Genomic DNA, 15,481 nt, shown 5'->3' with positions numbered 1-15,481 from the left:
TGTGATTAACCACGGAGCAACTCAGAGTTTGGCACTGAGTTTCACTGAGCTTTTTATTTAAACGTGTGATACTCCATGATTAAAAGTTCCAATTATTTCAAAGCATCCAGAGCCACATTCAACTCTAACACATTAATGGTTTCAGTACCAAATAAGCCCAATAAAGGGTTCTGCGTATGTGAATCAATCAGCGCCAGAATTTTATCTTCTGAAATTTTTCTTGTGTCCGCAATACGTTTTGCTTGTATTTTAGCTGATGCCGGAGAAATATCAGGATCCAAGCCACTACCCGAAGCCGTTACCATTTCAGATGGAATCTGTGATTTGGCCGCTTCAGGATTATGTACCATAAACGTGTCTATTCTTGCCTGAACAGTTGCCAGATAATCAGGGTTTGTTGCGCCTTTGTTACTTCCGGCCGAACCTGCAGCATTATAACCAACTGCTGAAGGACGACTCCAGAAATATTTATCATCCGTAAAAGATTGTCCTAATTTCTGATAACCAACGATTTTACCGTTTGCTTGGATAGTTTCTCCTTTTCCCTGATTAGGTGCCAGCCGAGCAATACCTGTAATAAGAAGAGGATAGATGACCGCGAATAGTACCATACTTGTCAAGGTAAGTCTGATAGCTGAAAATAATGTTTTCATGATTGTATTAGATAAAAAGTGAGACAGCAAGGTCGATGATTTTGATACCAATGAATGGCACAACTATACCGCCCAGGCCGTAGATTAATAAGTTGCGGCGAAGAATGGCGCTTGCACCGATAGGTTTATACGCAACGCCTTTCAAAGCCAGTGGAATTAATAATGGGATAATGATTGCATTAAAAATGACAGCCGAAAGAATCGCACTTTCAGGACTATGCAGATTCATGATATTCAGACCCTGCAATGCAGGTATTGTGGCAATAAACAAGGCCGGAACAATGGCAAAGTATTTGGCTACGTCGTTCGCGATTGAGAAAGTAGTCAATGTGCCACGAGTCATTAATAATTGTTTGCCAATTTCCACAATCTCAATCAGTTTGGTGGGGTCATTATCCAAATCAACCATATTTCCTGCTTCTTTGGCAGCTTGAGTACCACTATTCATTGCTACACCCACATCGGCTTGAGCCAGGGCAGGAGCATCGTTTGTACCGTCACCCATCATGGCTACCAGTTTGCCCGATTGTTGTTCTTTACGGATGTATTGCATTTTATCTTCCGGTTTTGCTTCTGCAATGAAATCATCAACTCCGGCTTTTTCTGCAATATATTTAGCAGTTAAAGGGTTGTCACCGGTTACCATCACGGTTTTTACACCCATTTTACGCAAACGTTCAAAGCGTTCCTGTATACCGGTTTTGATAATATCCTGCAATTCAATTACGCCTAAAACCTTTTCATTTTCTGATACAACCAGAGGTGTACCTCCATTGCTTGAAATGCTTTTTACTCGTTCGGCGGTTTCATCAGGAAAAACATTTCCGGCTTTTTCAACCAGCTTTTTAATCGCATCATAAGCCCCTTTCCGAATTCTTGTATTTTCTAAATCAATACCTGAGCTACGGGTTTCAGCAGTGAATTTGATAAAAGTAGGCTTGGTGATTTTATAGCTGGATGGATTTACATCAGCCAGTTCAATAATTGATTTACCTTCAGGCGTTTCATCGGCCATCGAACTCAACACCGCGGCTTTAATAAAATCTTGTTCGTTTATACCTTTAATAGGATAAAAGTGTGTGGCTTTACGGTTACCGATCGTAATTGTACCGGTTTTATCCAAAAGCAATACATCAATATCTCCGGCGGTTTCAACGGCTTTCCCTGATTTGGTAATTACATTTGCTCTTAAAGCTCTGTCCATCCCGGCAATACCGATGGCAGAAAGTAGACCTCCGATAGTAGTTGGTATCAGACATACAAAAAGCGAAATAAAAGCCGCAATCGTAATAGGTGTCTGAGCATAATCTGCGAAAGGTTTTAAGGTTACACAGACAATAATAAAGATGATGGTAAAAGCAGCTAATAAGATTGTCAAGGCAATTTCATTAGGTGTTTTCTGGCGACTCGCTCCTTCAACCAAAGCAATCATTTTGTCTAAAAAGCTTTCGCCGGGTTGGGTAGTAACTACTACCTTGATTTTATCAGACAATACCTTTGTGCCTCCAGTAACGCTACTTTTATCTCCACCTGCCTCACGAATTACCGGAGCAGATTCACCCGTAATAGCACTTTCATCAATTGTAGCCAGACCTTCAATGATTTCACCATCAGTCGGGATAATATCGCCGGGCTCACATACAAACACATCTCCTTTTTTTAATAAAGATGAAGGAACAATTTTAACTTCGTTTAAATACATTTCACCAACGGTCTGAACCACCTTGGCAGGTGTTTCTTCACGGGTTTTGCGTAAACTATTGGCTTGTGCTTTACCACGTGCTTCGGCAAGCGCTTCGGCGAAATTGGCAAAGAGCAAAGTAATCAACAGAATCAAAAAGACAATAATATTATAGGTCAGACTACCCTGATTCGTAGCGCCTAAAAAGATAGTAACACAGACAATGAACATCACAAGAGTTCCGATTTCGACGGTGAACATAACAGGGTTACGAAACATCAATCGAGGGTTCAGTTTGATAAAAGACTGGCCGATGGCTTCTTTTACCAATTGTCTGTCAAATAGCGAGATTTGATTATTTCTGGTCATGAGAGTACTTATTTAAATAGCGTAAAATGTTCTGCTAATGGGCCTAGTGCCAAAGCAGGGAAAAATGATAAGGCAGCAATGATGGCTATCACGGCAAAAGTCATGATGGCAAAAGTGGATGTGTCAGTTTTTAATGTTCCTGCACCTTCAGGAATATACTTTTTGTTGGCAAGTAAACCAGCAATGGCAACGGGGCCAATGATAGGAATATAACGGCTTAGCAAAAGTACAATACCAGTTGTAATATTCCAGAATGGGTTATTGTCGCCTAACCCTTCAAACCCGCTACCATTGTTGGCTGCACTTGAAGTATATTCGTAAAGCATTTCAGAAAACCCATGATACCCCGGATTGTTTAACCAGCCACTGGCATTTCCATTAAACCACCAACCCATAGCAGCATCTCTGGCAGCCAGGTATGAAGATAAAGCAGCACCAACCAGAATTAAAAATGGGTGAAGTATAGCAATAATCGCAGCAATTTTTACTTCTCTGGCCTCTACTTTTTTGCCAAGAAATTCAGGCGTACGACCCACCATCAATCCTGAAATAAATACCCCCAGAATGATAAAAATAAAATAGTTCAGAATCCCGACACCACAACCACCATAGAAAGCATTTATCATCATAGCCAACATCTGCATAGCACCTGAAAGTGGCATACTGCTATCGTGCATACTATTAACTGATCCTGTTGAAATAACCGTGGTTGCGATACTCCAGTAACCCGAAGCTGCCGTACCGAGCCTTGCTTCTTTTCCCTCCATACTTCCGGTTGGTTGCGAAACGCCTAAGTGTTGGATTGCAGGACTACCATTTATCTCGGAAATAACAGTCGGAATTGTGAGGAGCAAGAACCCAATTGTCATGACTCCAAAAATTGACCAAGCTAGTTTTTTGCGTTTTAAGTAATAACCCAAAGCAAAAACAAAAGCGAAAGGGATAATCATTTGAGAAATCATTTCCAAGGCATTAGTAAAGTAGTTTGGATTTTCGAGCGGGTGGGCTGAATTTGCTCCAAAGAAACCACCACCATTCGTGCCTAAGTGTTTAATGGCAATAAATGCTGCCGCAGGTCCTCTGGAAACCTGCACCGAATCACCTTGCAGCGTAGTTATCGTATCTTTCCCTTCGAATGTCATAGGAACACCATTGAATACCAAAAGCGTTGATACTACAATCGATAGCGGTAATAAGATGCGTGTACAGCTTTTTAAGAAATAATTGTAAAAATTACCCAGTTTCTCGGCCTGACGTTCACGTAATGCATTAAAAACAATTGCACCGGCGGCCATACCAGTAGCTGCCGAAACAAAATGCAGGTACATCAGACCGATTAATTGTGTGAGATAAGAAACACCAGTTTCACCTGAATAGTGTTGTAGATTACAGTTAACAATGAATGAGATAGCTGTATTAAAAGCCAAATCAGGCGACATGGAAGGATTGCCATCAGGATTAAGCGGTAACCAGCCCTGATTCATCAAAATAAACATACTCAGAAAGAACCAGATGAAGTTGATGCCTAGCATGGCAACCAGGTGTTGTTTCCAGTTCATTTCCTGAGTAGCATCAATACCGCTGATGCGGTAGAAAAGCTTTTCTATAGGATTAAAAACAGGGTCTAAAAAAGTTTTTTCGCCTGTGTAAACCCTTGCAATATATTTTCCGAAAGGAATGGCTAGCAGAAGCGTAACCACAAATAGGGCAATAATGCCTGATATTTCAGTATTCATAAGATTTAAAATTTTTCAGGTTTAAGCAATACGTACACGAGGTATCCGAAAACCAGAATCGATAAAATAAGTAATGCTGTCATGGGTTTATATTTTTTCAAAAAAGTGAATTGATTTATAGCATATTCCGAAAAGGATTACACCAACAATAATTAGAATGATCGTTACCATCGTTTTTAAAAATTTAGTTCTGGTAACTATATGCCAATGTTTATGCCGTTTCGAAAAGGAATTTTGCAAGTAGTTGATAGATAGTTGATTGTGGTTGATATGCCAAGATATAGACAAAAAAAAAGCCTATCAAAATGATAAGCTTTTCTCAAAATGGAGTAGTAATTGTTAGATGATTTAATTGAGAAGAAACGATTCATCGCTCGATGAATTACGTTTTCATTAATCTATCAAAACCATAAATGTATTTGAGATAAGATTTATAGGGAGTAAATAATTATTTTTCAACTACAACCCATACTCCTCAATCTTCCTATAAAGCGTGGCAATCCCAATTTCTAATAATCGTGCTGTCTCAGCCTTGTTGCCTTTGGTATAATTCAATACTTTCTGGATATGGAGTTTTTCTACACTTGCCATTGAAAAGGCAGAAAGTGTACCTTTATTTTGTTGTCTGGGCTGCTGAATATCAAATGGCAATAAATCGGCAATTAAAGTGTTGGTATCAGCCAAAATAACGGCTCTCTCAATGATATTTTTCAATTCACGGATATTACCTACCCATTCGTAGCTTTCTAATTTTTCCAGACACTCATCATCTATTTTTTCAACCCGTTTATTGGTTTTCGCTGAAAACTGTTGCATGAAATACCGGGCTAGAAGTTCAATATCCTTTACTCTTTCACGCAGAGGTGGTAAATGAATCTCAAATACACTTAAGCGGAAATAAAGATCAGAGCGGAAATGATTGGCTTCATACTCCTGTTTTAAATCTCTGTTGGTAGCAGCAATCAACCGGAAGTTTGATTTGGTAGGTTTGGTATCGCCCAATTTAATAAACTCACTGGTTTCCAATACTCTAAGTAATTTGGCCTGGAGTTCTAAAGGCATTTCTCCGATTTCATCCAATAGGAGAGTGCCGCCATTGGCTTCTTCAATCAGTCCTTTTTTATCTTTGATTGCCCCTGTAAACGCCCCTTGTTTATGCCCGAATAACTCGCTTTCCAGAATATCTTTGCTGAAAGTACTGCAATTGAGTGTTACAAAAGTCTTGCCGGCTCTTGAACTCGCCTGATGAATGCCTTGCGCGAAAACCTCTTTGCCTGTTCCGGTTTCACCAGTCAATAAAACAGTGGTATCAATCGGAGCAACTTTCTTGGCTAAATCAATGGCTTGTTGAATGGCTTTAGACTTACCAATAATGGCATCAAAAGAAAACTTTTCACCTACCCGCTTTTCAAGGTCTCTGACTTTCTTTTGTAATTGTACTTTCTCAATAGCCCGATGGAGTAGGGGGATAATCTTTTCATTATCATCACCTTTCACAATATAATCAAAAGCCCCATTTTTCATGGCCTGCACGCCGTCAGTGATATTTCCATAAGCTGTTAATAAAATTACCTCTACCAATGGGTGTGAGGATTTGATTTTAGGTAATAAATCCACCCCATTGCCATCTGGTAGTTTCACATCTGAAAGTACTACATCAATGGCAAATTGCTCCAATTTCTTTAAACCTATTCTGCAATCTCCTGCCTCTACTACCTCAAACCCTTCTGACTCAATAATCCGGGCCAGTAAGTTTCTGAGTTTTTCCTCATCATCTATTATTAATATCGTTTTCATTATTTTTCTGATAGTTCACTATCATTTCATCTACCTGCAGCCCAGAAAATAGCATTTTTAAACAAAGTCGTATAAGCCTCATTATCAAATAATTCGGGAGAGTGCCCCATGAAAATATACACGTTCCGGGCTTTTATTTTTTCATTCGTCCAGATTACCGGATGGTCACCCATTTTAATTTGAGTATCAGGTGTATACGAATTTTCATCAACACTCGCTATGACATGCACATTGGGTCTCGGACTTTTATTATAGATATACCATTCTTCTTTATTAATCTTAAAAGGTATGGGTACCCCTTTCATGATCGGATGCTGTTTGTCTTCCACATTTACAGTTCCGGCCACAAATGTAGCAATGTAATTTTTATATCTGATACTACCCATAAAATCAGAAAACCAGTTCCACATCGGAAACCCATCAAATTCGCCAAGCAAGGTAGCATGATGAAAACCAATCCATCCACCTTTGCCTTGCTCAATATATTTAATAAATGTTTGTGACGCTTTCTCCTTCCAACCATAAGGAGGATAATCTAACTGGATAAATAATTGATATTGATTCAGATAGGCTTCGCCAAGGCTATCAATCACATCTGTATTCTGAATGTAATCAATCGAAAAACTACTATCCGCTGCCAGTTGATTGAGCCATACCTTTGCACGAGTTGAATACTGAATATGATGCCCTCCTTTTTCAGCAATGGCTAATATTTTAAATTTGCTTTGTGCCTGAGCAATGAGGCAAAAAAGAATTAGAAAACAAGTTAAAAATATGGTTCTCATTATAATTTCATTTTTTAGTTCCAGCCCATAAAACCGCGTCACGCACCAGCGTCGTATAATCTTTATTCTCACAAAGCGAGGCATCATGCCCGATACCAATATAAATAGTGCGAGGGTATTTCTCATTACACCATATAATCGGATGGTCTCCCATTGGTTTATTCTGTGTATAAGTCGATTCATCTGCAGTAGCTAATACCCTTACATTTCCTCTCGGACTTTTGTTAAATTCATACCATTCATCCGAAACCTCTATTCGCTTTGGTAAATGTTTGGTGGCAGGATGCGTTCGGTCTTCTATCACAAATGTACCTTTCTGAAATTTTGGATGAGGCGAGTAAGCAATCCCTCCCATAAAATCCTCAAACCATTGCCAGTATACTCTTTTGGGAGATTTAAACATATCACCTGTTAAGCCGGCAGCATGAATACCTACCCAACCACCTCCGTTTTCAATATATTGCTGTAAGGCTAACTGCTGGGCAGGAGACATATCAAAAGGTGCCAGATGTAACTGGATAAACACTTTATATTGCATCAGATTCACTTCGTTTACTTCACTTGTATCATCTGTAAACTCCAGGTCGAAATTATTTTCAGTAGCCATCTTTTCGAAAAAAGGTCTGGCAGCGGCAATCATTTTAAGATGGTCTTTCGCACGGGAGGCAACAACTAAAGCTTTAAATTTAGGCTTACGATGAAAAGATAAAAAGATGGTGAAGACAGCACCTGAGAGCGCAAGGAGACAACAAAATTTTAACAGACGATTCATAGGTTTTCTGGTTAAAAAATGCCATTTTATATGGATAAATATCGACGTATAGGCAATATTTTAAGGAATTATTAATTATAATGTACTGGTAAAAGTCCCTGATAATGATTATCTTCGCTTTTACCCACCAAAGATAAAACTTATGCGAAAAGAAAAAGAAAATGTTTTCCTCCGATTACCTAAAATTATTTTAAATGCGCTATTAAATCTACTTAAAGACGACGATGAAAAATATGCTGACCGTTCCAAATATCAGATTGCCAAAGAGGTTCGTGAGATAAAGGTCACTATCAGACGATTGATTAAAGACTTTTTTTTAATCTCAGTTGGTGTACTTTCAGCCGGTTTTGGATTGGATGGTTTTCTTTTGCCTAATGAATTTATAGATGGTGGCGCTACTGGTATTTCGCTCCTTATTACAGCCGCTCAGGACGTACCCCTGTCTTTGATGCTTATCCTTGTAAATATACCCTTTGTTATTATAGGTTTAAGAGTAGTAGGCAAAGAATTTGCCATTAAAACTGCCATAGGTATTACCGCCCTGGCACTAGCGGTAGCTTTTATTCCCTATCCAGAAATCACACACGATAAATTATTAACTTCTGTTTTTGGCGGTTTCTTCCTTGGGCTAGGGATTGGTATGGCTATGCGAGGCGGCGGAGTGATTGATGGAACTGAGGTATTGGCTATTACCCTTAGCCGTAGAATGGGGCTAACCATCGGTGATGTAATCCTGGTTATCAACGTAATTATATTCTCAGTAGCTGCTTATGTACTATCTATTGAGACCGCTTTATACTCAATGCTTACCTATCTTTCAGCTTCTAAAACGGTAGATTTTGTAATCGAAGGGATTGAGGAATATACCGGAGTGACGATTATTTCCTTAAAGGCCACTGAAATCAAAAAAATGATTATTGAAGAATTAGGACGTGGCGTAACAGTTTATAAAGGCGAAAGAGGCTTCGGCAAAACAGGTTATACAGAAGGTGAAATGAAAATAATCTATACAGTTATTACCCGTTTGGAAGTAAGTAAACTGAATCTGGAAATTGAAAAAATAGACCCTAATGCCTTTGTAGTCATGAACAGCATTAAGGATACCAAAGGCGGTATGATTAAAAAACGCTCAGTGCCACACTAGGAGCAGATTTAGTGAATGAGTGATTTAGTGAATGAGTGAATGAGTGATTAATTTCTTTGATTTTTGATTTATCACTCTGGCGTCAATTAATTAGTGGATTTCGTTGCTATTAATTACTCACTAAATCACACATTCACTAAATCACTCAATAGATTCTCCCAACTCTTCACTACTTTTGTGCAAATACATTCATGCACAATATTATCAATCAAGATGCCGCTTATATTACCAGTAAAAGGAGTTAGCCCGACCTGGGGCGAAAATTGTTGGTTTTCACCTAATTCAACAATCGTAGGTGATGTAACTATGGGAAAAGATTGTACCGTCTGGTTCAATGCCGTAATCCGGGGCGATGTGAATTCGATTATTATGGGGGATAGGGTAAATATTCAGGATGGAGCCGTGATACACTGTACTTATCAGAAAACCAAAACTACGATTGGCAACAATGTAAGCATTGCCCACAATGCCATCGTTCATGGTTGCACGATCGAAGATAAAGTGTTGGTAGGCATGGGCGCAATCATCATGGATGGAGCCGTGATAGGCACAGGTTCAATCATTGCAGCAGGAGCTATTATTACCCAGAATACAGTTGTTCCACCTAACTCTATTTATGCCGGAAATCCTGCAAAATTCTTAAAAGCAGTAAGCCCCGAATTAGAAGAAGTATTTATGCGCACAGCCAACAATTATGTGATGTATGCAGAATGGTTTAAAGTGTCAAATTGACAGGTTTTCAAAGGCTTTTTAGCTAAAACGCTTAACTATGCAAATTTTGACCTAAACTGATACAAAATAGCTGAAACTGTATAAAAACGACTGTTTTTTGTCCTGTTTTTCTTTAAAAAAGCTATATTTGTACCTAAAAAAAGGCTCAAATAGTGGAGTACGCAAGTTTAGGTGATGACATATTGGTCAAACTGATGAGTTTGGGAGACAAAGAGGCCTTTGGCGAGATTTATCGTCGATATTGGCGTAAATTATTCCAGAAAGCTCACCGAAAAATCTATGCAAAGGAAGAGGTTGAAGAGTTGGTTCAAGACCTCTTTGTAACTCTTTGGGAAAAGCGTGCTACTCAGAAAATCCAGACCTTAGAGCCTTACCTTTTTACGGCACTCAAATATCAGATTATCACCCATATCAAAAAGCAGGTGCTGGAAGAAAAATTCGTTGCTTATGCCACTACCGAAAGCGACGAAGAAGAGAATAGTCTGGAAGAAAAAATAGCTTATGACGATTTAACCCAGTCTATTGAGCAGGCTATTGAGCAACTGCCAGAAAAAACACAACATATTTTTCGCCTCAATCGGCTAGAGGGTAAATCTACTAAAGAAATCGTAGAGATTCTCAATATCCCTGAGCGCACAGTCGAATATCATATCTCACAATCTCTCCGTTTCATGCGCGAGCATCTGAAAGAGTTTTTGACCTGGTGCTTAGTCATTTTAATGAATTAATAGGTTTTGGAGAAAGAAAACCTTTCTCCATTCTTCATTTTCCTCTCTCCAAAGCGCATTGCATTTTTTTAAGAATTTTTTATAAAAACCCGTTTTTTGTGGTATTATTCATAGAAATTACAAAACTATTTGCGGTTTTCTGTGGCTTTGTTAGACATAGTTAATAAAGACAAGAAACGAGACCCTATTCTGATGAAAAGCCGTAAAGCGTTTGGTAAACTTCTTCAAAAATATCTGGAAGGAAAATGTAGTGAGTCTGAAGTGGCTTTGGTTGAGCAGTGGTATGAACTGATTGACGAAGAGCCCAGACAAAACTATACCGAAAGTGAATGGCAGGAATTGGAATATAAATTATGGCGAAAAATTGAGGAGCAATCATTAGAACCTGCCGATCTATCGCCTGAAACCGCTCCAGGTTTTAGTATCTGGCGTTCGTACCGAATTGGTATTGCTGCATCTGTTACCCTTTTATTAGGGGTTGGTGCGTGGTGGTACCTTAATAAATCAGACGGCCAATCCACTATTGTATCTACACAACAATCAAAAAATGAATTAACTTCCATGGGCAACACTTCAGCTAAACCTATCAGGATAGCTTTAGAAGATGGAAGCATCGTAACACTAAGTCCACACAGCCAACTTCAGTATCCCAATCACTTTGCTGCGAACAAAAGGGAGGTGCAACTCAAAGGCGAAGCCTTATTTGAGGTGAGTAAAAATCCCGAAAAACCATTTTATGTAATCACAGAAAAACTCGTTACCAAGGTTTTAGGTACCAGTTTTTATGTACGAACCGTTGAAGCTACCAAAAAGGTAGAGGTAGAAGTACTGACCGGAAAAGTATCAGTCTATGAAAAAGAAAAAGTAAATAATGAGAATCCGGGAGTAGTACTAACCCGTAATCATAAAGTAACTTTTTTTATTGCTGAAAAACATTTCATTACAGGATTGGTACAAAAACCACTCCCTCAGATTCAGACGATTACCAACACGCCTGAAACCTTTGAATTTGATGATGCACCAATCGGAGACGTATTAGATAAATTAGAAAGAGTATATGGAATTGATATTGAGCTCGAAAACGACAAACTGAAAACTTGTCCGATCACAGCCAATATTACGCAACAGCCATTATATACCAAGCTTGACATAATATGTGCAACCATCAACGGCAAATACGAAGTGAAAGGAACGACGATTTTAATTAGTGGAAAAGGATGTGAGTAAGAAAAGCCGGATTACCCAATATAGTATCTATTCAACCTTAATAAACTAACCATCTATTCAGCTACGGGAGTATGTTTAAATGTATGTAGCTTAGCTATTGGCAGGCAGGCGTACTCCCGATTTAACTAAGCCATCTATTTAACTTTGACTATATAAAATAAACGCTAAATCTATTTAACGCTAACCCAACTGTATGTATATGATTAAAAAATAAAAAAGTGTATTCATCTTACTAATAAAAAAAGCTGACAATGGTACCAGCATTGTCAGCCCTAAAATGCCCTTAAAACTTTTCGCTGCGCGTGAAAACCAGGGCTTCTTTTGTCAAATTCTTACCTCTAACAAAATTGTTCAAATGTATGAAAAAAAGATTACAAACAAGTAAAATCTTGCTACTTGCTATGAAAATTTCTGCTGTTCAGCTTGTATTGGCAATGATTTTCGCTTCTGTTTCGTATGCTTATGATTCGAGAGCACAAGAGTTCTTGAATAAGTCCGTTTCATTTAAAGCCGAAAATCAAAGTCTTCGCATAGTATTGGGAATGATTGAGGAGCAGACTGATGTGAAATTTGTGTACAGCTCTAAAGCCATTCATGCCAATCGTAAAGTGAGTTATACAGTCTCTGAACGTAAACTATCAGATGTATTAGAGTCCTTATTAAAACCAATGCAGGTAAACTACCGTGTTATTGGCGGGCAGATTATTCTTAACTCAGAAGATAAACAGGCTTTTTTAGAAAATATTGAAGCCGCACCCAATCCTGAAAACGAAAGTACTGCAATCGCAGTTGTTGACCAACCTATCAAAGGAAAAGTTACTGATAAAGATGGTGGAGAAGGATTACCGGGTGTAAGTGTTACGATTAAAGGCACAACAAAAGGTATAACAACCGATGCGCAAGGTAACTATTCAATCACGGTTCCAAACGATAAATCAGTATTGGTATTTAGCTTTTTAGGCTACGAAAAACAGGAGATTACTGTTGGAAACCAAACGACAATTGACATTGTGTTAGGCTCTGACCTGAAATCGTTGGAAGAAGTAGTGGTAGTAGGTTACGGTACACAGAAAAAAGCGAATATGACAGGTGCCGTATCAAGTATTGATGCAGCAGCTATTGAAAATCGCCCTGCAAGTAATCTGGCAACTGCTATGCAAGGGATGAGCCCGGGTTTAATGATTACCCGTACAAGTGGCCAGCCTGGTAGTGAAGACATCGGTATTCAGATTCGTGGAGCCACTACTGCCAATGGTTCAGTAAGTCCATTATTAATATTAGATGGGGTAGCAGTTCCAAGCAATACTTTGCAAACTATGAACCCGAATGATGTAGAAAGTATCAGTATCCTTAAAGATGCTGCTGCAGCGGCTATCTATGGTGCTCAAGCAGCAGGTGGAGTTATTTTGGTGACAACCAAAAAAGGGAAAGCTGGCAAAATTTCTTTCGATTATTTAGCTCAACAAGGAACCGACTGGTCTATCAACGTACCTGAAAGAATGAGTTTATTGCAGGAAGCAGAATTTGCTAACCTGGCTCGGGCTAATTCAGGTAGTGGACCTGAGTACTCGGCTGACGATATTCAACGTATAAAAGATGGTGTTCCCTACGTAATAAATCCGGCAGATACAAGTACTTATCTTTTCTATAACCAGGTTCCATTAGCTGATCAGATTTTGAGAAAATACTCATCAATGCGTACCCATAACCTGACCATAAGAGGTGGAACAGAGAAGTTGAATTTCTTGCTTTCAGGTGGGTATTATGGCAAAAACGGGGTGTTTAAAGTTGGGCCAGATAGCTATAACCGCTATAATCTTCGGTTGAATCTGGGTGCGCAATTAAATAAAATCTTCTCTATCGATACTCGTCTTTCTTATACAAACGATAAACAAGAAGCATCGTCTGCCGGATTGAACGGACAAGGATTGATTTATCAGATTTATCGCTTACGTACGCGTACGCCATTCTTTACGCCGGAAGGCCGTTATAATGGTGCTGGTTCTGCTGCTACTGCTTATGCCTCTTTAGAATCAGGCGGGTATAATGAATATAAACGCAATTTCTTTGACGGCGTATTTACCTTAAAGGCTTCTGAAATCATCAAAGGTCTGAACCTGAGAGCAGTTTTAGGAACACAATACCGCTTGGGCGATAGAGAGACATTCTACCGTACTGTACCACTTTGGGGTAAATCAAGAGTTCTCAGTTATTTGAATCAGGTTAATTCATTCCAGGTAACCAATGAATTGACGACTAATAATAACTTACAGTTTTTGGCTAACTACGACAGACAATTCGGTAAACATACCTTAGGCTTATTTGCAGGGTATCAATGGGAAAACCTACGTTTTTCATCAACTTATACTGCTGCCTCTAACCTCGTAAGTAACGATTTGCCAACATTGAACTTAGGTGATGATAAAACCAAAAGCAATAGCCAGAACATCTACGCTTATGCTTATCAATCAGTATTTGGTAGAGTAAATTATAGTTTTGCTGATAAGTATCTGGTAGAAGGAACTTTACGCTCTGACGAAAGTTCAAGATTGGCTCCTGGTTATCGGGTGAAAGTATTCCCATCAGCATCAGCAGGTTGGAACATCCACCGTGAAAACTGGTTCTCAAACTCTTTGAAATTTATTTCTGAATTAAAACTGAGAGCTTCATGGGGTCGTTTAGGTGGTGCCTTAGGTAATACATTGGGCTATTATGATTATTTGAATCAGTTAAGCCGTAATAATAACTTAGTATTAGGCGATTCTCGTACCTCATACATCTACCAAAGCTCTATTCCATCAGCACAATTATCTTGGGAAACCATTGAGACTTCAAACATTGGTGCAGATCTTGGGTTCTTTCAGAATAAATTACAGATTACAGGAGACTATTACGTAAAATATAACCGTAATATGTTGACTCCGCAACAATTACCGGCTACGATTGGTATCGGTACCCCTCGTAAAAATAATGGTGAGTTGAAATCGTGGGGATGGGAGTTAGAAGCACGTTATCGTGGCACTATTGGTAGTAATTTCTCTTATAACGTAGCGGCTAATTTATCTGACAACCAGAATAAGCTAATCAATTTCTCAGGCCGTAGAGTAATCTCTGCCGGAACAAACGGTTTGATTGAAGGTTATCCATTAAATACTATCTGGGGATACCAGACTGCGGGGTATTTCACTAGCGCTGATGAAGTGAAAGCCTGGGCTTTCCAGGATAACCGTGCAGGTGCTGGTGACGTGAAATATGTTGACAAGAATGGTGATAACAGGCTAACAATTGGTAATGGAAATATTGCTGACCATGGCGACCTGGTATTATTAGGTACTACCCAGCCTCGCTATCTGTTTGGTGTTACTTTAGGATTCCAATGGAAAAACATCGATTTCTCTGCTTTTATGCAAGGTGTGGGTGAGCGTAGCTATCGTCCGAATACAGAAAATATTGCTCCATTGTTGGTAACCTGGAAACAACCTTTGGCTGTTCACAGCGATTACTGGACTCCTGAAAACCCTGATGCGCTCTATCCAAGACCTTATGTGGGAGCTACACATAACTATGTATCATCTGATAAATGGGTACTAAACGCAGCTTATGCACGTCTGAAAAACTTACAAGTAGGATATACCCTACCTGTTGCCTGGACATCTAAAATTAATATTTCAAGAGCAAGATTGTTCTTCTCGGGTCAGGATTTATTCACAATCTCTGCCTTAGGCAAATTCAAAGGATTATTTGATCCTGAAGCACGGGATGGCGTTGACAACGACTATCCGTTCTTTGCTACGGCATCTGTTGGTTTAAATCTTTCATTTTAATCAGGGGGTATTAGTTTAATTATCCAAAAGAAT

The 15,481-nt window shown here is 39.0% G+C and carries 12 protein-coding genes; 5 read left to right on the top strand and 7 right to left on the bottom strand.

Translation table 11 applies throughout. The features are described from left to right. Positions 1-92 precede the first annotated feature (92 nt). The 7 genes from ACYVFA_RS01650 to ACYVFA_RS01620 all read right to left on the bottom strand — a co-directional run bounded on the left by ACYVFA_RS01650 (position 93) and on the right by ACYVFA_RS01620 (position 7,793). Positions 93-653, bottom strand: coding sequence for a potassium-transporting ATPase subunit C (locus ACYVFA_RS01650; protein ID WP_460470045.1), 561 nt, complete (start codon positions 651-653; stop codon positions 93-95). A 7-nt stretch (positions 654-660) separates the two neighbouring features. Then, positions 661-2,703 carry a potassium-transporting ATPase subunit KdpB gene (gene kdpB, locus ACYVFA_RS01645; RefSeq protein WP_460470044.1) on the bottom strand — a complete coding sequence of 681 codons (2,043 nt, stop codon included), beginning with the start codon at positions 2,701-2,703 and terminating at the stop codon, positions 661-663. An 8-nt stretch (positions 2,704-2,711) separates the two neighbouring features. Beyond that, positions 2,712-4,439 (bottom strand): potassium-transporting ATPase subunit KdpA, encoded by a 1,728-nt coding sequence (kdpA, locus tag ACYVFA_RS01640; RefSeq protein ID WP_460470043.1) that lies wholly within the window; start codon positions 4,437-4,439, stop codon positions 2,712-2,714. A gap of 5 nt (positions 4,440-4,444) precedes the next feature. Continuing rightward, a complete protein-coding gene (kdpF, locus tag ACYVFA_RS01635; RefSeq protein WP_130019697.1) occupies positions 4,445-4,522 on the bottom strand; it encodes a K(+)-transporting ATPase subunit F in 78 nt (25 codons plus the stop codon). 376 nt (positions 4,523-4,898) lie between these two features. Next, positions 4,899-6,236 (bottom strand): sigma-54-dependent transcriptional regulator, encoded by a 1,338-nt coding sequence (locus ACYVFA_RS01630; protein ID WP_460470042.1) that lies wholly within the window; start codon positions 6,234-6,236, stop codon positions 4,899-4,901. 26 nt (positions 6,237-6,262) lie between these two features. Further along, complete coding sequence (locus tag ACYVFA_RS01625; protein WP_460470041.1) at positions 6,263-7,021, bottom strand: ThuA domain-containing protein; 759 nt, start codon at positions 7,019-7,021, stop codon at positions 6,263-6,265. A 7-nt stretch (positions 7,022-7,028) separates the two neighbouring features. Next, complete coding sequence (locus ACYVFA_RS01620; protein WP_460470040.1) at positions 7,029-7,793, bottom strand: ThuA domain-containing protein; 765 nt, start codon at positions 7,791-7,793, stop codon at positions 7,029-7,031. A 142-nt stretch (positions 7,794-7,935) separates the two neighbouring features. On the opposite strand from ACYVFA_RS01620, the gene ACYVFA_RS01615 reads away from it, so the two are divergent. From ACYVFA_RS01615 to ACYVFA_RS01595, 5 genes are all read left to right on the top strand, one after another. Then, positions 7,936-8,937, top strand: coding sequence for a YitT family protein (locus ACYVFA_RS01615; protein WP_460470039.1), 1,002 nt, complete (start codon positions 7,936-7,938; stop codon positions 8,935-8,937). 213 nt (positions 8,938-9,150) lie between these two features. Further along, on the top strand, positions 9,151-9,669 hold the full coding sequence (locus tag ACYVFA_RS01610; protein WP_460470038.1) for a gamma carbonic anhydrase family protein: 519 nt from the start codon (positions 9,151-9,153) through the stop codon (positions 9,667-9,669). Positions 9,670-9,863: 194 nt separating this feature from the next. After that, positions 9,864-10,397: an RNA polymerase sigma-70 factor gene (locus ACYVFA_RS01605; RefSeq protein ID WP_460470037.1), complete on the top strand. Its 534-nt coding sequence runs from the start codon at positions 9,864-9,866 to the stop codon at positions 10,395-10,397. A 141-nt stretch (positions 10,398-10,538) separates the two neighbouring features. After that, positions 10,539-11,624 (top strand): FecR family protein, encoded by a 1,086-nt coding sequence (locus ACYVFA_RS01600; protein WP_460470036.1) that lies wholly within the window; start codon positions 10,539-10,541, stop codon positions 11,622-11,624. A gap of 359 nt (positions 11,625-11,983) precedes the next feature. Next, on the top strand, positions 11,984-15,448 hold the full coding sequence (locus tag ACYVFA_RS01595; protein ID WP_460470035.1) for a SusC/RagA family TonB-linked outer membrane protein: 3,465 nt from the start codon (positions 11,984-11,986) through the stop codon (positions 15,446-15,448). Positions 15,449-15,481 lie beyond the last annotated feature (33 nt).

Source organism: Emticicia fontis, from assembly GCF_054779675.1.
This window is presented reverse-complemented; position numbering and strand designations above follow the sequence as displayed.